The 21,257-nt window shown below is 45.2% G+C and carries 22 protein-coding genes and 1 rRNA gene; 7 read left to right on the top strand and 16 right to left on the bottom strand.

Annotated elements, in window-relative coordinates; translation table 11 throughout:
• Positions 1-21: 21 nt before the first annotated feature.
• The 5 genes from C508_RS0104600 to C508_RS0104580 form a co-directional block, all read right to left on the bottom strand.
• Positions 22-474 carry an N-acetyltransferase gene (locus C508_RS0104600; protein ID WP_018702376.1) on the bottom strand — a complete coding sequence of 151 codons (453 nt, stop codon included), beginning with the start codon at positions 472-474 and terminating at the stop codon, positions 22-24.
• Positions 475-502: 28 nt separating this feature from the next.
• Positions 503-1,135, bottom strand: a complete 633-nt coding sequence (nth, locus tag C508_RS0104595; RefSeq protein ID WP_018702375.1) for an endonuclease III — start codon at positions 1,133-1,135, stop codon at positions 503-505.
• 8 nt (positions 1,136-1,143) lie between these two features.
• Positions 1,144-2,502: a PFL family protein gene (locus tag C508_RS0104590; RefSeq protein WP_018702374.1), complete on the bottom strand. Its 1,359-nt coding sequence runs from the start codon at positions 2,500-2,502 to the stop codon at positions 1,144-1,146.
• 42 nt (positions 2,503-2,544) lie between these two features.
• On the bottom strand, positions 2,545-2,814 hold the full coding sequence (locus C508_RS0104585) for an ACT domain-containing protein (protein ID WP_018702373.1): 270 nt from the start codon (positions 2,812-2,814) through the stop codon (positions 2,545-2,547).
• Between the two features lie 216 nt (positions 2,815-3,030).
• A complete protein-coding gene (locus C508_RS0104580) occupies positions 3,031-3,450 on the bottom strand; it encodes a DUF2680 domain-containing protein (RefSeq protein WP_018702372.1) in 420 nt (139 codons plus the stop codon).
• Between the two features lie 172 nt (positions 3,451-3,622).
• Between C508_RS0104580 and C508_RS0104575 the strand changes: the two genes are divergently transcribed.
• From C508_RS0104575 to C508_RS0104555, 4 genes are all read left to right on the top strand, one after another.
• A complete protein-coding gene (locus C508_RS0104575) occupies positions 3,623-3,868 on the top strand; it encodes a hypothetical protein (RefSeq protein ID WP_018702371.1) in 246 nt (81 codons plus the stop codon).
• Between the two features lie 149 nt (positions 3,869-4,017).
• A complete protein-coding gene (locus tag C508_RS0104570; RefSeq protein WP_018702370.1) occupies positions 4,018-4,200 on the top strand; it encodes a DUF896 domain-containing protein in 183 nt (60 codons plus the stop codon).
• Positions 4,190-5,383, top strand: a complete 1,194-nt coding sequence (locus C508_RS17815) for an MFS transporter (RefSeq protein ID WP_018702369.1) — start codon at positions 4,190-4,192, stop codon at positions 5,381-5,383. Before C508_RS0104570 ends, C508_RS17815 begins: the two co-directional genes overlap by 11 nt.
• A 469-nt stretch (positions 5,384-5,852) precedes the next feature.
• Positions 5,853-7,226 (top strand): pyruvate carboxylase subunit B, encoded by a 1,374-nt coding sequence (locus C508_RS0104555; RefSeq protein WP_018702367.1) that lies wholly within the window; start codon positions 5,853-5,855, stop codon positions 7,224-7,226.
• 125 nt (positions 7,227-7,351) lie between these two features.
• Here C508_RS0104555 and C508_RS0104550 read toward each other — a convergent pair whose 3' ends face one another.
• From C508_RS0104550 to C508_RS0104525, 6 genes are all read right to left on the bottom strand, one after another.
• Entirely contained in the window at positions 7,352-9,004 is a 1,653-nt protein-coding gene (locus tag C508_RS0104550) for a nucleoside kinase (RefSeq protein WP_018702366.1), read from the bottom strand.
• Between the two features lie 23 nt (positions 9,005-9,027).
• On the bottom strand, positions 9,028-10,020 hold the full coding sequence (locus C508_RS0104545) for an inorganic phosphate transporter (protein ID WP_018702365.1): 993 nt from the start codon (positions 10,018-10,020) through the stop codon (positions 9,028-9,030).
• On the bottom strand, positions 10,013-10,639 hold the full coding sequence (locus C508_RS0104540) for a DUF47 domain-containing protein (protein ID WP_018702364.1): 627 nt from the start codon (positions 10,637-10,639) through the stop codon (positions 10,013-10,015). The genes C508_RS0104545 and C508_RS0104540 overlap by 8 nt, the downstream gene beginning before the upstream one ends.
• 192 nt (positions 10,640-10,831) lie before the next feature.
• On the bottom strand, positions 10,832-12,076 hold the full coding sequence (locus C508_RS0104535; RefSeq protein WP_018702363.1) for a pyridoxal phosphate-dependent aminotransferase: 1,245 nt from the start codon (positions 12,074-12,076) through the stop codon (positions 10,832-10,834).
• Between the two features lie 161 nt (positions 12,077-12,237).
• On the bottom strand, positions 12,238-13,467 hold the full coding sequence (locus C508_RS0104530) for an aspartate kinase (RefSeq protein ID WP_018702362.1): 1,230 nt from the start codon (positions 13,465-13,467) through the stop codon (positions 12,238-12,240).
• A gap of 153 nt (positions 13,468-13,620) precedes the next feature.
• A complete protein-coding gene (locus tag C508_RS0104525) occupies positions 13,621-14,763 on the bottom strand; it encodes a hypothetical protein (protein ID WP_018702361.1) in 1,143 nt (380 codons plus the stop codon).
• 273 nt (positions 14,764-15,036) lie between these two features.
• On the opposite strand from C508_RS0104525, the gene uraA reads away from it, so the two are divergent.
• Positions 15,037-16,299: a uracil permease gene (gene uraA / locus C508_RS0104520; protein WP_018702360.1), complete on the top strand. Its 1,263-nt coding sequence runs from the start codon at positions 15,037-15,039 to the stop codon at positions 16,297-16,299.
• A gap of 62 nt (positions 16,300-16,361) precedes the next feature.
• Here the strand turns inward: uraA and C508_RS0104515 are convergent, their stop codons facing one another.
• The 3 genes from C508_RS0104515 to C508_RS0104505 form a co-directional block, all read right to left on the bottom strand.
• Positions 16,362-16,859, bottom strand: coding sequence for a YajQ family cyclic di-GMP-binding protein (locus C508_RS0104515; protein ID WP_018702359.1), 498 nt, complete (start codon positions 16,857-16,859; stop codon positions 16,362-16,364).
• Between the two features lie 18 nt (positions 16,860-16,877).
• On the bottom strand, positions 16,878-17,132 hold the full coding sequence (locus tag C508_RS0104510) for a hypothetical protein (RefSeq protein ID WP_018702358.1): 255 nt from the start codon (positions 17,130-17,132) through the stop codon (positions 16,878-16,880).
• 69 nt (positions 17,133-17,201) lie between these two features.
• A complete protein-coding gene (locus tag C508_RS0104505; protein WP_018702357.1) occupies positions 17,202-18,083 on the bottom strand; it encodes a DMT family transporter in 882 nt (293 codons plus the stop codon).
• A 189-nt stretch (positions 18,084-18,272) separates the two neighbouring features.
• Here C508_RS0104505 and C508_RS0104500 point away from each other — a divergent pair, with 189 nt between their 5' ends.
• Entirely contained in the window at positions 18,273-19,151 is an 879-nt protein-coding gene (locus C508_RS0104500; RefSeq protein WP_018702356.1) for an RluA family pseudouridine synthase, read from the top strand.
• A 117-nt stretch (positions 19,152-19,268) separates the two neighbouring features.
• On the top strand, positions 19,269-20,198 hold the full coding sequence (fba, locus tag C508_RS0104495) for a class II fructose-1,6-bisphosphate aldolase (RefSeq protein ID WP_018702355.1): 930 nt from the start codon (positions 19,269-19,271) through the stop codon (positions 20,196-20,198).
• Between the two features lie 762 nt (positions 20,199-20,960).
• Here fba and C508_RS20805 read toward each other — a convergent pair.
• Positions 20,961-21,092, bottom strand: a complete 132-nt coding sequence (locus C508_RS20805) for a hypothetical protein (protein ID WP_281167275.1) — start codon at positions 21,090-21,092, stop codon at positions 20,961-20,963.
• A 5S ribosomal RNA gene (gene rrf / locus C508_RS0104485) occupies positions 21,084-21,200 on the bottom strand. The genes C508_RS20805 and rrf overlap by 9 nt, the downstream gene beginning before the upstream one ends.
• Positions 21,201-21,257: the final 57 nt, after the last annotated feature.

Genomic DNA, 21,257 nt, shown 5'->3' with positions numbered 1-21,257 from the left:
ACAGGCGGCGTTGCATATTCTCTACTCCCGCTTCACCATGGCCACTTCATCGCAGTTAGGGAATTTCGGGCAATTAATGCACTCTTTCCACACCTTCTGCGGCAGCTCCTCTTTGGTAACCTCGGAAAAGCCCATGGTTCCGAAAAATTCAGGCTGATAGGTCAAAGTAAAAAAAGTCTTTACCCCCAACGCCCGGCCTTCAACAAGTAACGCCTCTACGATCTGTCTGCCGATGCCCTGCCGCTGAAAATCGGGCGCAATAGCTAAGGCTCTTACCTCCGCCAAAGCATCCCATGAAAGATGCAGGCTTCCAACACCAACCAGTTGGCCTTCTTCTTCGGCAATAATCACATCCCGTAAGGTTTCGTAAATGGAGTTGCGCGAGCGCGGCAGCATAACTCCCTGCTGTGCATAGTCGTTGACAAGCTTATGGATGGCTTCTACATCTCCAAATGTCGCTTTACGCAAATGCATGTCAAAATCCCTCCTTTAGTTGTCAAGCTCATGGTTGCAGACTTGGGCACAAATCCTGCACGGGACACTCGCTGCATAAAGGTTTGCGCGCCTTGCAAATTTTTCGTCCATGCCAAATTAGCCAATGATGCGCCGCAGCCCAGTCCTTTTTGGGAATAGCCTTCTGCAACGCTATCTCTACATCTTCCGGCGTATCGCCGGTTCCCAGACGCAACCGATTCGCGACGCGAAACACATGCGTATCCACCGCAATGGCAGGAACATTATAAAGAACGCTTAAAATCACATTAGCAGTTTTTCGGCCCACCCCAGGCAGTGCCAGAAGAGCATCAAAGGTATCTGGAACTTGCCCTTGATGACGTTCTAACAGCAGCTGGCTCATAGCCAAAATATTTTTGGCCTTCGCACGGAACAAACCGCAATCCTTAATTTCTGCTTCCAACGCTTCTAGTCCTAAAGCTATGATAGCTTCCGGCGTATTCGCTTTGAGAAACAATCTCCCGGTGGTAATGTTCACACGTTCATCTGTGCACTGCGCTGAAAGAATCACAGCCACCAACAATTCAAAAGGCGACGTATAATGAAGGGCCGTCCCAATATGACCATAGGTTCGTTCCAGCACTTCCAGCATCTGCCCTTTGACGGCTTTCGTCACTCTCATGCCAAGCCTCAGTTGGTCAAGCTGCGCACAGGCGCGGGGATCCGCCCGCCCCTGGCGATAAAGTCGACAGAGCTGAAACGGTTTACCGGCAGAATGGGACTATAGCCTAACAAACCGCCAAACTCTACGCTATCGCCCACCGTTTTTCCAGGCACAGGAATAATGCGTACAGCCGTCGTTTTATTGTTAATCATACCAATTGCCGCTTCATCTGCAATAATAGCCGCCAGCGTAGAAGCCGGCGTATCGCCTGGAACAGCAATCATATCTAAACCAACGGAGCAAACACAAGTCATCGCTTCCAGTTTCTCCAGCGTTAACGCGCCGCGTTCTACGGCGGCGATCATGCCAGCATCTTCACTAACAGGAATAAAAGCGCCGCTCAAACCGCCTACATGGGACGAAGCCATTAAACCGCCTTTTTTAACTGCATCATTCAGTAATGCCAAGGCTGCTGTCGTACCGGGAGCGCCACAACTTTCCAGACCCATTTCTTCTAAAATATGAGCCACACTATCCCCCACAGCCGGCGTCGGCGCCAAAGACAAATCTACAATGCCAAATTGCACGCCCAAGCGGCGGGAAGCTTCCTGCGCCACCAATTGCCCTACGCGGGTGATTTTGAAAGCAGTTTTTTTGATGGTTTCCGCAACCATGCTGAAATCTTGACCTTTAACATCCTCCAAAGCCCGTTTCACAACGCCAGGACCGCTAACGCCAACATTAATAACGGTTTCCGGCTCTCCAACGCCATGAAAAGCGCCGGCCATAAACGGATTATCTTGAGGCACATTAGCAAATACAACCAATTTGGCGCAGCCAATAGCGTCACGATCCGCCGTCAAGGCAGCCGCTTTCACAATAATTTCTCCCATTTCTCGAACAGCATCCATATTGATACCTGTCTTAGTTGAACCCACATTCACTGACGAACACACTCGATCCGTACAGGCCAGCGCTTCAGGAATGGATGCAATCAGGCGACGATCGCCTTCGGTATAGCCTTTTTCAACCAAGGCGGAAAACCCGCCGATAAAGTTAACTCCAACTTCTTTAGCCGCCTTGTCCAAAATTTGAGCTACCGGGACAAGGCTGTCGGTACGGCAGCTTTCAGCAGCAATCGCTATCGGAGTAATAGAGATCCGTTTATTAATAATAGGAATGCCATATTCACTTTCAATTTCTTCACCTGTGCGCACTAAATGTTCAGCTCGACGCGTAATTTTCTCATATACATTTTGACAAAAACGATCTAAGTCGGGATGAGCGCAATCGCGCAAGCTAATCCCCATGGTTATCGTCCGCACATCAAGATTATTTTCACTAATCATGCGGTTCGTTTCTAAAATATCTTTAATGCTTAACATCAATAGACTCCTTCCAATAGTGACTAATCCTTTATTACTGCATTAAATGCGGTGCATGCTTTGAAAAATATCTTCATGCTGCACTTTAATTTCCAGACCTAATTCCTTGCCTTTTTCCGCAAAAATAGCCTGCAATTCTTTGAGAGAGACTTTGCTTTCACCAGTTTCCGCAATCATTACCATATTAAAAAAGCCATCAACAATGTTTTGATTGATGTCCAAAATATTTACCTGATTTTCCGCCAGCACATTACTGGCCATAGCAACAATACCCACGCGATCCTTACCAATAATCGTAATTACGACTTTCATCTTCTACTACACTCCTTCAATTTTAATACTTGCTATTTAACAGTTAGCCACCGGAAATCCGCCTGACTCCAGAAAGGTTTTCTCGTTGGGAAAACCTATAACTTTCATAGCATATTCTCTAGCATATTCTCTGTTATTGCATAATATCCTGCCAAAATTAAAATAAAAATGCGAGCCAGGCTTTTACTGGCTCGCATTTGTCTACTACAGATACTATTATTGGTTTTGAGTTCCACTAGGAGCAGTCTGGCAGGGCATATTCCCTCTACCTGCGCCGTTCATCATGCCACGATGATGTTTTCCCATTTCACCTGGGTGCGCTTTCATCCATTCCATGCGTTCTTGCATGAATTGGATGTGTTGATCAGCTTGTTCTCTGCTTATCAAACCCTTTTCTACTTCTTGATTCAGAAAGTCTTTTTTAAGAGCCAGCATCTTTTCATGATGTGCTACCATATCTTGTTGAAACTCTGCTCTTTGCGCATCCGTCCAGTTTGCATTGTTAAACAAGCAAGGACGCTCGCCGCCAGCTCCGGGTCCACCACCCATGGGCCCCATAGGCGCCGCAGATACCCATGCAGCCGAAACAAGAATTACCCCAGCAGCCAAAGTTGCTATCCATCTTTTTTTCATCATTGTTAATCCCTCCTGTTTTGTTTGTGTCTTCATTGTATCGCTTAGACATGGCAATTTTTTGGCGTCTTTGTGACAAAAGATTGAACTTATCATAAAGATAGCGCAGGAAAACGACATCGCAAGACGAATTTTATTACAAATAGCAATGCATCATATAAAAGGAGTGATTCACGTGTACGATACCGACTGCTACACTCGCTCTCAAGCTCTTGGCTATGCACGATTAGCGCTAAAAGAAATGGCTGCTAAAAAAGTAATACCTCTTGAAATAGTTCCTGCTATTATGCAGCAAATGCTGCAGTTAATGGAAGAATTCACTCCAGCAGAAGCAGAGGCTCGGGGAAATCAATTCCGTCAATCGGAAACCTACCAACAGGCGGTTGCCAGCTTTAAAAGCAAATCTAACGCTTCCACCTAAGACATCCGCCCAAAAGTGATTAAAAGATGCAAGGTCCTAGCGGCTTTGCATCTTTTTACGTATAGCTCTTTATGCTATACTGTCTACATGATATAATTTCTTCATTAAAAAGCAATTTTCTTGTGCACTATGAAAGGATGACTCATTTTATGACACTGGAAACGATTGAACGCATCAACGCTTTATCACGCAAACAGCGCTCCACTGGCTTGACGGAAGAAGAAAAACAGGAACAACTTCTGCTCCGCCGTCAATATATTGATAATATCAAAATCCAAATCACGCAAGCACTGGGACAAGATGATCCGACGGCTCCAATCCATGAACAGTAAAAAAAGCTGGGGAGTCCATCAATATTGGGGTTGGGTAGTGCTTTTGGCATTGACTCATTTCACCAGTGATTTTTATAATAATTTCCTTCCCCCATTGTTGCCTTTTCTGGTAAATACCATGCACATTTCCCTTACCACTGGCGGACTGCTTGCCATGGTCTATGCCATTACGTCATGCTTACTACAACCGTTTTTCGGATATTGGGTTGATCGCCAGGGATCCACCTGGCCTCTTATCGCTACCATCCCAGCTAGTGCGTTTTTTATCTGTTTAAGCGGCGAAGCGCCTTCACCGCTTTTTTTATTTTTGTTGGTCGCCATCGCAGGCATGGTCTCATCTGTATTTCATCCATTAGCATCCGCTCTGGTGGCGCGCGTTACCGATCCTTCTCATCGGGCCTTTTCTATGTCTTTATTCATTAGTGGCGGCAATATTGGTTTTGCTGTTGCTCCTGCTTTACTGACAGGCTATCTTGCCAACTTGGGGCTTGAACGTCTTTGGTTTCTTTTCTTTCCAGCTCTTGCTCTCGCTATTATATGCCTTGTTTCCCGTTTGCATCTGGTACCGCTTCGCGATCACCAGCAGTTTACTTTTGAAGAAAACACCACTGCCCCCTCTTGGTATCGGTCCAAACCTCTTTTGTTGTTAAATATTTCCATGACGCTTCGTTGTTGGACGCAAGTAGCTTTTCTAACGTTTCTACCGCTGTTGTTACCTCTTTGGGGCGCTTCCGCCGCCTTAGGAGGTACTTTTCTTACAGTGTATCTCTTAGGAGGGGCCTTAGGAAGCTTTTGCGGCGGTTGGGCCGGTGATCGCTGGGGGCACGCCCGCTGCATCCAAGGCTGTTTGCTGCTCGCCTTACTTTCCTTAGGATTATTCCTCTTCTCTAATTCTTTATCCTGGTCAGCTTGGGTACTCATTTTTCTTGGAGGCGCCGGCCTACAGGGCTCTTTGCCCTCGTCCATCGTCTGGGCTCAAGCGATTTTGCCGCAAAATGCCGCTATGGCTTCCGGGATGATGCTGGGACTGACCTTTGGCTTGGGTGGCGTAGGCGCTGCCATTAGCGGCGCTTGGGCTGATCTCTGGGGCATCCCGATCTCTTTAGCGATTTCCTTGCTTCCCGTACTTTTGGCGAGTATTTTACTACACCGCATTCCCTCCCCCAAGTTAAAGAGTAATTAGATTGTTTTCAAAGGCTTGGCCTCGCCAAGCCTTTTTTTCATTAAAAAAAACAATAAACATTACAAATGACTCTAAACAATTTATTTTCTGTTGATAATTATCTTGCAAGGTCTCATGTATACAATATTCCCTCTTTTCCTTCGACGCAAAGCAACCTAATAAACAAATCATTTTCATTTGTTTTATTCGTGTTTTTTGTTATTATTTGTAATTATCAAGCGTATAAGTTCTTTCCGCAGGAGACTTATATACTTGTGAAAAGATTGACAACCTTAATGAAAATAAACTATAATTAAAAATGTGTTATATCGTTGTTGCGTACCCACAGACATTTTAATTAATTTATATTTAAATGTATCTAGCGCTTTTACATAACTCTTTTCAGTCGTGTACACAGCGTTGGCCAATGTGGTTATTCTGCAGTGATAAAACATACATTGCACAGATAATTTGGAGGAGGTAACAGTTCATGGCGAAGAAACCACTGAGAATTATGGAAACTGTGTTGCGTGACGGCCATCAGTCGCTCGCAGCTACCCGGATGCGTATTACCGATATGCTTCCCCAGTTGGAAATCCTTGACAACGTAGGCTACTGGGCTTTAGAAGCTTGGGGCGGCGCTACCTTCGACACCTGCCTTCGTTTCTTAAACGAAGATCCCTGGGAGCGTTTAAGAACGCTTCGCAAGCACATCACCAAAACTCCGATTTCAATGCTGCTTCGCGGCCAAAACATCTTGGGCTACAATCATTATGCCGATGATGTTGTGGAAGCTTTTGTAGCTAAAATGGTTGAACACGGTATTGGCGTCATTCGTATTTTTGACGCTCTTAACGACATCCGCAATCTGGAAACCGGTATCCGCGCTGGTAAAAAAGCCGGAGCTCATGTCCAAGGCGTATGCGTATATACCATCAGCCCTTATCATACAACCGAAAGCTACCTGGAGTTAGCTCGCAGCCTTGTAGAGCGCGGTGTTGATTCTATCTGTATTAAAGACATGGCCGGCCTGATTGCTCCTTATGATGCTTACAATCTGGTCAAAGCTATGAAAGAAGATCCGAAAATCGGCGTGCCGATTCATTTGCATTGCCATTACACCAGCGGCATGGCTTCCATGGCTTACTTGAAAGCTGCTGAAGCTGGCGTTGATATTGTTGACTGCGCTCTGTCGCCGTTCGCAATGGGTACTTCTCAGCCTTGCACCGAATCCCTCATCGCCACCTTCGAAGGCCATGAGCGCGATACCGGCCTGAAAAAAGAAGACCTGTATCCGGTTGCTGATTATTTCTCCGGTGTTAAGAAATCCTTGGCTAATGATTTCAACCTGAACACTGCATTCGACGTCTCCACGAAAGTGTTGACCTTCCAGGTACCTGGCGGCATGCTTTCCAACCTGCGCAACCAGCTTAAAGAGCAGGGCATGGAAGATAAATACGACGAGTTGCTCGAAGAAATGCCTCGCGTCCGCGCTGACCTTGGCTATCCTCCGCTTGTTACGCCTACCAGCCAGATTGTTGGCTCCATGGCAACTTTCAATGTCATGATGCAAAGCTTCGGTCAGGAACGTTACTCTCAGGTTCCTCGCGAAGTAAAAGATTTGGCTCGCGGTAAATACGGCAAAACCATCCGCCCTGTTAACCCCGAAGTAGCTGACAAAATTATCGGCGGTGAAGAAATCATCACTTGCCGCCCGGCAGATCAGATTCCTCCGCAAATGGATGAACTGAAAGCTAAATTGCAAGAACTTGGCTATGCTAATCCTCCGATTGAAGACGTTCTCTCTTATGCCGTCTTCCCGGAAGTGGCTGTCAACTTCTTCAAAGCTAACGGCCGGATGTAATATCTGTTTTAAAAGGAAGAGCTCGTTTCGACGAGCTCTTCCTTTTTTATTGTTTCACGCACTGCATAAAAAAATGCGTTTTACCATTTTATTGGCAAACGCATTTTTAAACTATAAAGATACCCTTAATGAAAGCAAGACCCGCCGATAAACTCGCGCAAAATCGAATTAGCCGGCACTAAATCGTCTTCAATCGCATGGAAATACGCTAAGAAACTCAACAAACGTTTCGCCTCGCTATATTCCGAATTCTCCGGCCCAATAGCTTCCAACAAAGGTTGCGCATGCTTCCTCAGCATGCCCAGCTCATAAATTAAGGCTGAATTAAACATAATATCAGCATCTTCCTGGAAAGGAAAAATATTGCGATGCTCTCCTCTGCGCACAGAAGGCCAAATTCGCAAAGTAGCCAAAGCATCATGCGACCGGAATTGATGATCCCGAACGATGCGTCGAATCAAGCGTGCATCGGTAGTCGGAATACGATTATGTTGATCCAAAGAAAGTTGTGTCAAAGCACTGATATAAATCTTGACCTTTCTCTCCCTCGGAACAACCTCGGTCAAGCGTTCATTCAAGCCATGAATTCCTTCAATAATCAATGGCTGATTATCGGTAATGCGAATCTTTCGGCCGCTTGAAGCTCTTTGTCCTGTTCGAAAATCAAAGCGCGGAATTTCTACTTCTTCGCCAGCTAACAGCATTGCCAAGTGATGATTAAACAGCTCCAAATCAATAGCTTCAATAGCCTCAAAATCGGGCTTGCCATCTTCATCTATCGGAGTATGCGCCCGATCAACAAAATAGTCATCTAACGAGATGGCTACTGGCCGCAATGCGTTGACCCGCAGTTGAATCATGAGACGCTGCGCAAAAGTAGTCTTTCCTGATGATGACGGTCCAGCAATCAAAACGAGCGCTACTTCTTTCCGATGTTCTGCAATATAATCAGCGATTTGAGCAATTTTCTTTTCATGCAAGGCTTCGGCAATACGCACCAAAGAGGCCGCTTCCCCTTGCTCTAAATGGCCATTTAGAGAGCCAACATCGGTACATTCCAAAATGCTGCCCCATGATTCCGCCTCTTGAAATACTTTCGCTAGCTTAGGGCGATCCCGAAATCCCGGTACCTCCTGCGGCGCTTCCCTAGAGGGGAAAAGCATAACAAAGCCATCTTGATACGGCTCTAGCGCAAACAGAGGGACTTGCGCCGTATTAATGGCCATAGCTCCATAAAAATAGTTATGAGTATCACCGCAATAATAAAGGCTGACAAATTCCCGTTCCAGCGATTCTAGCAACAGCACTTTACCATGTAGTTTTTCCGCCTCAAACAGCTCTATAGCTTCTGTACGAGGCAATACTTTTTTTATAATAGGCCGCTTTTGCGCTACAATTTCACGCATCCTGGTCTCTAGCTGCGCAACAATTTGCGCATTCACTTCTTGCTTAATTGACAGCTTGCAATATAAACCGCCATCCAGCGAATGCTCTACGCTTACGTCGCCGTCTTGCAAAAAAAGTTCTTTTACAGCTACGACAAGCACCATAGACAAAGTACGCTGATAAATCCGATTTCCATCTATAGTGGATACGTCCAAAAATTCAACGCTTGCATCCTCAAGCAGCAACGTATTCAAGTCCTTGACTTCATGGTTAATTCGCACCGCCAAGACCTTGTCTGCATCGCCTGGATAATGCACCAGCAAATCACGTACCGCCCTGTTTTTAGGACAAGGTATTTCTTTCCCTAGATCAGTAAGTTGCACGCGTATCATGAAAAGCTCCCTTCAAGAGGGTATTAAAGGAACAATACCTCAATAAATTTGTAAGTCATTGCGCTTACCAGCGCAGTAGAAGGAATTGTCAACACCCAAGCCATAACCATTTGCTGAGCTACGCCCCACCGCACCGCGTTAATGCGTTTAGCCGCCCCCACGCCCATAATTGAGCCGGAAACTACATGAGTTGTGCTAACCGGCAGGTGCAGCAGCGTTGCCGCAAAAATAACCAGCGAAGAGTTAATATCCGCTGAAAACCCGTTAATAGGTTCCAACTTGAAAATTTTCGCTCCCATAGTCTTGATAATACGCCACCCGCCAAAAGCCGTACCGCACCCCATGGCCAGAGCTGCCGCTATTTTTACCCAAAAAGGAACATCAAATACATCTAAATAGCCAGCGCTAACCAACGCCAATGTAATAATCCCCATCGCTTTTTGAGCGTCATTAGACCCATGGGCAAAAGACATCATCGCTGCCGCCAAGATCTGCAGCTTTTTAAATTTGTGGTTTACCCTTGCAGGGGCTTGTTTACGGAAAGCCCAAAACAATCCATTCATAACCAAAAATCCGAAAACAATCGCCAACAAAGGAGACAGCACTAAGGATAGCACAATTTTTACAATTCCTGAAATTTTTAACGCTACCATTCCCTTAGAAATAATTACAGCCCCCATTACGCCGCCAATCAGCGCATGGGATGAGCTACTGGGAATCCCCAGCCACCATGTCAATAAATTCCAGAAAATCGCGCCTACCATAGCTGCGATAATGATAGGCTCGTTTACCATACTGGCGGCAGTGACAATATCACTGCCAATGGTCTTAGCCACGCCAGTACTGTACATAGCGCCGGCAAAATTCAAGCATGCCGCCATGTACACAGCAAATCTCGGCGGCAAAGCCCGCGTTGAAACCGATGTAGCAATAGCATTGGCCGTATCATGAAAGCCGTTGATATAATCAAAGACTAAAGCAAGAACAACAACCGCAATCAGCAAAGTATCAGGCATATTTCATGGCCATCCCTCTTAGTAAGTCTGCAATGGCTTCGGAATGATCCAAGGCGTTTTCCAGATACTCTAGAATATCTTTCCACTTGATAACTTCAATTGGATCCGAAGTACATTCAAATAAGCGCGCTACTTCTTGCCGGTAAAATCGATCGCCTTCACTTTCAAGAACACTAATCATACGCACATGACTTAATATTTTTTCTTGATTTTTTTTGATGTTGCCTAATAAAGCACTGGCGTTAGCAATTTCTTCCGTACATTCCGCAAGCAACCGTCCCAACTCTTCAGCGCCTGCTTTGTGGGTCGTAACGCCGTATAATGTCATTCTTTCAATAATACCATGAATAAAGTCTACGCCGCTGTCCAGCATATTGGCCAAAGCATAAATATCTTCCCGATCCAGCGGTGTAATAAAGGTTTGATTTAAACGATCCAAAATGGCATCATTCACCTCATCCGCCTGATGCTCCAATTCGTAGATTTGCCGCATGCTCTCAGACAATTGAGTCGGATCTTCCGTAACACGCTTTAACGTCAAAGCGCCCTCTCTCAACAATTTAGAACTTTCCACAAATAACTTGAAAAACTCATCTTCCTTCGGTTTTAGGGAAAACATAGAAAAAGACCTCCGTTTTTCTTCAAGGCTTTTATTTTTATATAAATAACACCATTTCTTACTATACCATACTTACTTCACCCTAGACAATAATCCTATGTTTACCCTAAATAAGAAACAACCGAACAAATTTTGTTCGGTTGTTAAAATCACATCCATTTTCAGCTATTGACTCGTTTAAAAGCAGCTGTCCTATTCCGTCTTGGCTATGGCTTGCTTGAATTTTGCCGCCATGCCTTTAATCTTATATGCCGGAACCGCACATACAGCAACACGGATGCCTTTAGTAAGAGGTACTGCAAAAATATAGTCTTCCTGTAGTTTGTCACAGACAGCCTCCGGATTCTTAGCCGGAATGGATAAAAAGAATCCAGCCCGATAGGGCAGCATATGTAAAGAAACTTCGGCCGCTTCATTAACAAAGGTCTCTGCACGCTCCCGAATCAAATGGTAAAAGCTTTGTCGTTCCGCATCCACCGCCGCTTTCAGCCGTGCGTCATGATAAATTGCAGCCATCGTAGCCATCGCCGGCGTATTAATATTAGACCAAGTAGCCCGGCTGGTATATTGATTGATGTCCGCAAATTCTTGAATGACGTCTTTATTAGAGGAAATACCGATCATCGCCCCTACTCTCTGTCCATACATCGTAAAAGCTTTGGACATGCTGAAAGCGACAATGGTCAATAAATTTTGCGGCAATTGACCAAATTTGCTAAAAAAAGCCCGACATTCGTTGTTTTCTCCGGCAAATTCCAGATAAGCCGCATCCACCAGCAAAATAATACGTTTATTCGGATTTTTAGCGTATTCCTTCGCCACCTGCAGCACGCCATCCCACTCCGTATCGCTTAAACTATAACCGGTAGGATTATGCGCCGGCGTATTGAGAATAATCAACACGCTGTCCTGCGTAGCTAATACATCCGCAACCTTCGACTGAAATGCCTGAAGGTTAAAATTTTGTTTTTCATCAAAAAGCTGAAAGGTATCCAACTTGCGCAGCGCATCATGACAAAGCACATTATAGGGTCCCCAATACCAATCCGAGGTAAGTACCGTATCTCCCAGCTCCGTATAGTTCCAAATGGCATGATGAATTACGCCGCAGCCTCCGGCAGTCGCCACTGCGTCCATGTAAGCCTCCGGCTTATGTTCCCCTAGAGTCATATCAATAGCCGCTTGCAAAAAAGCCGGCTGTCCCGGTATGGGAGAGTAACGGACCAAATCCACTGTAGGCAAAGCGCGAAAAACCTTTTCCACAGTTGGAAGGCAAGCCAAGCCGCCTTCATCATCGAGAATTGCACCAATCGTTGCATTGACTACTTTTTCCTTGCCTACCTTAGCTTCCGCTTGTACCGCCGCCGCGTTAGCGCCAAAAATATTATCAGTAGCAAATTTGCCTTTTGCATGAGATGCGGCCAAAGAAAATGACATAGTAGTTCCTCCTCATTCCATTTATCTTTCTTAGTGTAACACACGCAAGGCGCATGGAGTAAGAATCCACGTAAAAAACCGGAAAATGACTTGCTTATATAGAAAAAGGCCGCCGAAGCGGCCCTCATAAGTCATAAAACAAAAAACACCCTAACATTGCATTACTTGTCTGGAAAAAATAAGGCATGTACTGCATTAACCGCTTCTTTCGTTCTATCTTCGCGAATTAAACAAGAAATACTGATTTCCGAAGTACTAATTACCTCCAGATTGATCCCTAGATTCCCCAAGGCGCCAAACATTTTAGCCGCCACGCCCGGACTGCCATACATGCCAGCGCCGACTATCGATACTTTAGCCACAGCTTCATCAATTTCCACACCCGCAAAATTCTGCGCAAGAGCAAGTTCTCCCATCAAAGTCCGCGTCTGCTCCGCATCATCCTCTCCAATTGTGAATACCATATCAATAATTCCTTTTTCATTCGCCCGAACGCTCTGTACAATCATATCCACATCAATATTCGCCTGAGCCAACGCCGAAAAAATCAAATGGGCGATTCCCGGCTGATCTGGTACGCCTAATACCGCCACCTTAGCTACATGGGTATCATGTGTTACGCCGCGAACGGCACATTCTTTTTCTTCCATGGTGTATGCCTCCCTAATAATCGTTCCCGTAATTTCCGTAAAAGTAGACCGCACATGAATAGGAATGCCATAATTTTTACCCATTTCCACAGCTCGCGGCTGCATCACTACCGCACCGAGACGCGCCATTTCCAGCATTTCATTATACGTAATTTCTTTCATTTTTTTTGCAGAAGTCACAATTCGAGGATCCGCCGAATACACGCCGTCTACATCGGTCAAGATTTCGCACACGTCCGCTTGCAACGAGCCGGCCAAAGCTACCGCCGAAGTATCCGAACCGCCTCGTCCCAGCGTGGTAATATCTCCAGTATCAGCCACCCCCTGGAAACCGGCAACTACAACAACTTTTCCTTTATCTAGTTCTGCAAGAACCCGTGTGGGTTCAATCCTGCGAATTTTTCCTTTTAACGGTACTGCTGTTGTTTCAATACCCGCCTGCGGTCCAGTAAGGGAAATAGCAGGACACCCCTTGCTACGCAGCGCCATAGCCAAGAGAGAAATCGATACTTGCTCTCCTGTCGTTAAAAGCTGATCAAGCTCTCTGGAGTGCGAATATGGTGCGCCACATACTTTTTGAGCTAGTGAGATCAACTCATCGGTCGTATCTCCCATGGCTGATACAACAACTACCACTCGGTCCTGTTCTTCTTTGGTCCGAATAATACGCTCCGCTACTGCCTGAATCTTTTCCGCTGTCGCCACAGAGCTGCCGCCAAATTTTTTTACAAGAAAAGCCATAATTGTCCTCCTCTTCTATTTATGTTAAACACTGAACAATTCACATCATTCGCCCCAATAATACATTTCTCTCTTACAAGAAGACGTTCCTTTATTTTTCTAACTAAAAAACGTTGACGACAAGGAAATATTCCTGTAGTCAACGTTTCAAATTTATTCTTGCTTGCTCGCGGTCAAGGGGATCTTGTTGAAAAATTGCGGTGTTTTCAACATAACGTGCAAACTGCGTAAAGCTTGAAGATTCACTTCTTCTCCCCACTCTTCCGGCTGAATTTCTTCAATCGGTAATAAGTTCAGCATGGGGTCTGCATTATAAACAGCCTGCAATTGTTGGATAGCCAAGAGTCCCTTGGTCGTTTGGCACGCTTGAATGACTTCATTTCTTGTACAGGTTAAATGGATATAACATTCATTATTTAAAGCGCTTTTCGACATTCCCATAACATAACTACGATCTAATGTCGGCACCACTTCGTATACATGGGATAAAACCTGCATGATCAATGACGCACAAAGCTCGACGTACTGTTTATTCACTGTTCGAATATCCTTATCCTCATAAGCGGGCCGACCGCCTGGGGATAAGGTACATACTTGCGTCGGAACAATCCCTTTGGGCGGAAGCCACACCTGGAAAAGAGGAATCCCCTCCAACAAATCGATATTAACTTCAGCAGAAAAGCCAACTTCTAGGGAAGACAACGCCACATCCATTTTTAATAACATAGCGCCGACATCGCCGCTCAAAAGACGTTCTACTGCAGCAATGCGCTCTTGCTCCGCCGCTTCGTGCTTCTTCCGAGCCTCTTCCTGCGTTTTATGATGATACTCAATCCTTCGCTTGATTTCCTCCTTTGTTTCTGCAACTACCTTTTGAATCGTTTGTTGCCGGTCCTGTACCGTAAAAAACAAGGATGCAAAAACAGTCAAGAGCAACGAAGCGATAATCCACATGAGAAAAGTACTAGGACTCAATACTAAAATCAGTAACAAAAAGGCAATAATCCCAGCCCGATAAGCAATGGGCATAAAGAATTTTCCCTGCGCCAACAAGCGATTTTCTTCCAACAAGTCGTCAAAGTTGGGAACGGGCTTCTCTTGAAATAACACGGCTTCGAGCTGCGAATAATAATCCACTTCACGATAATCTAAAATACTAAGCTTATTTAGCGTTTCCTCAACAGCCTTAGCCCGTTCGTATTCTTGACGCCAACGATCCACCTGATCGACATAGCGAAACGCAGGTGCTTGTCCTGCAAACACCTGTTGTTGTTCCTTTTGGGTTTCTTTCGCCATCTACAATAAGCCACCTTTCTCTATCTCAACGCAATATTTGCGTTCATCACTTATGTATTTTCTACTATTGTATCGAAAATCACGCCGAAAAGTACAGTGCTTTTTTTCTAAACCCATAGACAAACGGAAAGGTACATGGTACATTTAAAAAAACCTTTAAATTAGTCCGGCGAGACTAAAAAGGCATGCAATCATACGCTGCATTTTATAACCTCTTGCGCCGGCAGGAGGTTTTGTCTTTTTATGAACGCCCATTTAAGGAGGATGTTTCAAATGAGTAAACGCATGATCCCTGTTGATGAACGACTACCATTTTTACAAACCTTACCTTTAAGCTTACAGCATCTTTTCGCCATGTTTGGAGCTACGGTTCTAGTACCTATTTTATTTAAAGTAGACCCCGCAACCATTCTTCTTTTCAACGGAATTGGGACCCTATTATATTTATTCATTTGCAAAGGCAAAATCCCTGCCTACTTAGGTTCTAGTTTTGCCTTCATTTCTCCTGTTTTTGTAGTCCTCCCCCAATTTGGTTATGGTTCTGTACTTGGAGGTTTCTTTGCTGCAGGTCTAGTCTTTACACTTGTAGCCTTACTGATCCGGCTAGTCGGCATTCGATGGATTGACATCGTTTTCCCACCGGCAGCCATGGGCGCCATTGTCGCTGTTATCGGCTTGGAGCTAGCTCCAGTGGCCGCGGATATGGCCGGCTTAACCGCTAAAACCATTGATCCCAACGCCATCCTCGTTTCCTTATTTACGCTGACTGTCACGATTTTAGGATCTGTACTCTTCCGTGGCTTTCTCGCTATTATTCCCATCTTAATCGGCGTCTTAGCTGGTTACGGCTTGTCCTTTTTTATGGGAATGGTAAACTTAAGCAATATCGAAAAGGCCCCTTGGTTCTCTTTCCCCACTCTCTATTCTCCAGAATTTCATTTAGGAGCCATTGCGGTTATTTTACCGGCCGCTCTAGTTGTGGTAGCTGAGCACATCGGTCACTTAGTCGTAACAGGAAACATTGTCGGCAAAGATTTAACAAAAGACCCTGGCCTTGATCGTTCGCTTCTAGGAAATGGACTTTCCACCATGCTTTCCTCTTTGTTCGGCTCTACTCCCAATACCACCTACGGTGAAAACATCGGCGTGTTAGCCATTACCAAAGTGTACAGCACCTGGGTTATGGGCGGCGCCGCCATCTTGGCGATTATTCTTTCTTTCATCGGCAAACTGTCTGCCGCCATTCAAAGCATCCCCGTACCGGTCATGGGAGGCGTTTCCTTATTGCTTTTCGGAGTTATCGCCGCTTCCGGCGTGCGCATGCTGGTAGAAAGCAAAGTGGATTACAGTAGGGCTCGCAATCTGATCTTAACCTCGCTCGTATTGATTATCGGGATTAGCGGCGCCAGCTTGCAATTTGGCAGCATCAATTTAAAAGGAATGGCCTTGGCAACGGTAGTAGCCATTGTCGCAAGCCTAGCCTTTAAAATCTTCGACCAGTTAGGCTGGAGTAACGACAGCGAAATCGAAGAATAGTAGCAACAACGAAACACCCTATGTGAGCAACACAACCGTTCTTCACATAGGGTGTTTTCTTATTATGACCGGAAATTGACGAATTGCAAATCAACACCAAAATCTTTCATCTTTAATTCTCCAATAACTCGTTGCAAATCATCCTTATCTTTTCCTACGACTCGAACTTGATCATCCATGATCTGACCTTGCACTTTCAACTTCATGTTTTTTATAGCGGCCACAATCTCTTTAGCTTTATCTTTTTGAATGCCTTTTTTCAATGTAATGGACTGCCTCACCATGCCTTGTGACGCATTCTCAATCTTGCCATAATCAAAGTTCTTGAGAGAAACGCCGCGTTTTATCGCTTTCGTTTGCAAAATATCAATCACACTTTTTAATTTATATTCATCATCAGCGAGAATACGAATCTCCGTATCTCCTTCCAAGGAAATCGTTGATTTGCTGCCTCGGAAATCAAAGCGCTGCTTGATTTCTTTCACACATTGGTTAACGGCATTATCCACTTCCTGCATATCCAAGGCGGAGACTACATCAAAGGAACATTCTTTTGCCATATTTATCAAATCCTCTCTTTATTTATGTCGTACGCTAATACGGATTGTTCTACGCAGTACTGTAAAGAAAAAAGCAAAGACCCCTCCCACCGTAAAAAAGAACGCCACCGGTTTGATAAGGATCAATTCGCTTGTTGCTTGCAAAGAAAACAGCAACGCTGTCATATAGGCCAAAAATAGTTCGCCAAAACGAGGACTTCCAAACCGAGGCGCAATTAACGTCCAAACGACAAAACCATACGCCACGACAAAAAAATACTTCGAAAGCTCCATCTACTACTCCTTCCCACCAAAACCACAGAATAATTGAATTCGCGATTTACCGCGAATTTCCTGCTTTCATTATTGCTGCGTAGTCAACCATACGCCACATAAAATACATAAGGCCCCTAAACCATGAGACAGTAAAATTTCTTCATTTAATATAAGCCAGGCGGAAAATATCCCAGCTAAAGGAATAATATTGGAGAAAATAGCTGCTCGTTGCGGCCCGATCTGTTGCACTCCATAATTCCAAAATGAAAAAGCCAGGATGCCGCTAAAAATAACCATATATACCATGCTTCCCCATCCCCAAGCCGTCAAATCCAGCGCACCTCTATACCCTTCCCAATAAGTCATGCTTAATAAGAATACGGTTCCAATACAGCTAGACCAGGCGGTTGTTGCCATCGCAGATAAGCCGCCCCTTCCCATCACTTTTTTACCTAATAGCGTATAAAGGGTCCAAAAAAAAGCGCCTCCAAAAATTAATAAGTCTCCTTGATGTAATGACAAAGAAGTTAAGACGTTCCATGAGCCGCGCGTAATAACCAAAAGAGAACCCAGAAAAGAAAGCACTACCCCTAACCATTGCAATGAGCGCAGCCTCTCTTTCCAAAAAAGCCAAGCAAAAATGGTAGTCAAAACCGGAGACGTAGCCATCAACAAGCTGGCATTAGATGCGGTCGTCAAAGCGACTCCTTTAAATACGAGAACATTATTCCCGTAAATTCCGGTAACTCCCAATAAAAAAAGACCGCCCCACTGTCGCCCCTTAGGCCATGCCTTTTTCCTTTCGCGAAAAAAAGCCCACACTATCAAGACTAAACTAACCCAGAAAAATCGTAATCCCACGGCAGCCACAGGAGGCAATTCGCTTACGATCTGCTTAACCGCGACAATATTAGCCCCCCAAAACAACGCTGTTACAACTAATAACCAATATACGGTCGTATTTTTCATTAATGATCCTCATCTCCGCCATTGCTTTTGACATTGACGCCCTATAAAACGCCCAAAAATATTATCAATTTTATCACGGCCGCTATAAAAATAAAAGCATTCCCTTGAAGGCTCTATACCGTTTTAGGCAATTCATGATATACTACTGCTGCTGCACATTGCCAGCTACGCATTTGGGAGGCCTACGCCATGCTTGTCTATCATATTCCTGCATTACCAAAACCCACTTCCATCCGCGATTTTATCCGTTTGTATTGCGGCGTATCCCAAAGCCTATGGCGCCGGATACAAAGGGAGGGCCGCATCCTCTGTAATAATCAAACGCCCCCGCCTGGCTATTGGCTGCAAGAAGGAGATATTCTTCTTCTCTCCTGGCCCAAACATCCTGCACCAATTGTAGCGCCTTTGCCGCTCGATATAGCCTATGAAGATGATGTTCTCCTCGTCGTCAACAAACCGGCGGGGCTATTAGCCCATCCTCACGCCGGTCCGCCAGAAGCGACTCTAGCGGATGCCGTTCTAACTTATTATCAGACTAATGGTTGGGATTATGAATACCATCCAGTCCATCGCCTCGATCGCAATACTTCCGGTTTAGTTCTTATCGCTAAACGCCCGGATATCCAGCATTTTTTCCAAAAAGACAGTTTGCTTCATCTAAAACGATCCTATCTAGGCCTTTGCCATGGCGACTGGACAAATCATTATGGCTGTATTCAAGCTCCTATTGCCCGAAAGCCTGGCAGCTTAATTGAACGCTGCATTGCCGAAGACGGACAGCATGCGCTCACCCATTTCCATTGCTGCCGTCATACTACTAATGTATCTTTGCTCCGTTTTCATTTGGAAACAGGACGTACCCACCAAATTCGCGTTCATTGCGCCCATGTCGGGCATCCTTTGTTGGGAGACGATCTATATGGAGGACTGCAGACACAAATCCGACGGCAAGCGCTTCATGCCTACACATTGCGTTTTTACCATCCCTTAAGTAAAAAGCTCATATGTGTCCGCAGCTCTTTGCCATCTGATATGAAGAATTTACTGCAAAAACAAAATATTATCTAAAAAAATAAACGACACAACGTCTTCTTTTATGTTTCATTATGTTCCTTGTTGCACAAGATATGGTATAATACATTTGGGAATAGAGTACACCAATTACAAATCTAAGGAGGGACTCGTATGCCACTCGTTACATCCACCGCTATGTTTAAAAAAGCTTACGAGGGTCAGTATGCCGTTGGCGCTTTCAATGTCAACAACATGGAAATTATTCAAGGTATCGTCGATGCAGCCAAAGAAGAACAAGCACCGTTAATTCTTCAAGTGTCTGCAGGAGCGCGTAAATATGCAAAGCACATTTACCTGATTAAACTGGTAGAGGCCGCTTTAGCAGATTCAGACCTTCCTATTTGCTTGCATCTAGATCACGGCGAGGATTTTGAAATTTGCAAATCCTGCGTTGACGGAGGCTTCAGCTCTGTCATGATCGACGGTTCTAAGCACTCTTTTGAGGAGAATATCGCTCTTACAAAAAAAGTCGTTGAATATGCTCACGCCCATGGCGTTGTCGTTGAAGCTGAACTAGGCCGCTTAGCGGGCGTAGAAGACAGCATCAAAGTTAGCGGCAAAGACGCTTCCTATACGGATCCGGATCAAGCAGTTGAGTTTGTAGAACGTACGGGGTGCGACTCTCTGGCAATTGCCATCGGCACCAGCCATGGAGCTTACAAATTCAAAGGCGAACCTACTTTAGATTTTGAACGCCTCGAAACTATCAGCAAACGTCTCCCTGGTTACCCATTAGTTCTTCATGGCGCCTCCACTGTTCTGCCCGAATTTGTTGCGAAATGCAATGAATTTGGCGGCGATCTCAAGGGAGCCCAAGGTGTTCCTGAGCATATGCTGCTTCAAGCCGGTAAACAAGGTGTCTGCAAAATCAATATTGATACCGACCTGCGCCTGGCTATGACAGCTTCTATTCGTGAGCATCTGCAAACACATCCTGCCGATTTTGATCCTCGTCAATACCTCAAGCCTGCTCGCGAAGCCATTAAAAACATGGTACAGCACAAAATTAAAAATGTACTTAATTGCAGCAACCGCCTGTAATTTCATAGGTTAAAATCAGAAACCCCGCCAAGACATATTTTTATCTGTTTTGGCAGGGTTTTTATATCTTTTAGGATACAAGGAACATAAGAATTGAAAAAGATAGTATAAAATCCCCCCTCAATCCCACCGGTGCTTCGCGCCACCTCCCTTTAACAAGGGAATCATATCAATTCACAGGCTTTGCGCCCGGCGTCTGAGGCAAAACTTTTGCGAGCGAAGCGCTCCGCAGGGCCTGGAAAGCCAGCTGGAAGGATTAGAAATACGGATGTCTGAGCACAGCGAGTTCCCGTATTTCCCTTTCAGCTGGCTGCGAAGGAGCTGAGCGAGCTCTTGTTTTTTGTAAAACCACTAGCCCTAGCAATGCACTCATTCAATCAACGGATGCCGGGAATGCGCATTTTAGAAAAGACGCTGCAACGCGGTATGCTTGGAGAAACTTTTAGAGGCGAGACGGTCCGCAGGACAAAAAAAGACGACTTTCAGGATATAGAAATACGGTTGTCTGAACGCAGTGAGTTTCCGTATTTCCCTATAAGCCGTCGTTTTTTGAGTTGAGACTCTTCTTGTTTCGACAAGCACACCGCGCTAAAGCGGCTAACGAGAACGCCAATATCAAAGCAAATAAGAGCGCTACCAGCTATCTCATTTAGTCAGTTTAACCTCCCCGGCAACATACCTATCCCTCCTGTCCTTCGCTTTGCCATCCATGGCTGATTTCATAGGAGACCGGATGCTATGCCCTCCTTGGCGCATCCGGCATTAGGTACATGACGTACCGTCAGGAACTTCCTGTTCCGTCTCACGCCGCTGCGCGGCCTTAGAAAGCTTGGGGTAGTTGCCGGTAAAAGAAAAAAGCACTCGCCTTCGCGAGTGCTTTTTCTTAACCGGCAACTACCTATCCTCCCAGGCCGCTTCCAGCCAAGTACTTTCGGCGTATGTGGGCTTAACTGCTGTGTTCGGGATGGGAACAGGTGGAACCCCACAGCTATCGTCACCGGATTGTCTTACTGAGTTTGCATTTGCATGCTCCCTCAAAACTCCACACAGAAAGAAGAT

It is taken from the genome of Anaeromusa acidaminophila DSM 3853 (genome assembly GCF_000374545.1).
Taxonomy (GTDB): Bacteria; Bacillota; Negativicutes; order Anaeromusales; family Anaeromusaceae; genus Anaeromusa; species Anaeromusa acidaminophila.
This window is presented reverse-complemented; position numbering and strand designations above follow the sequence as displayed.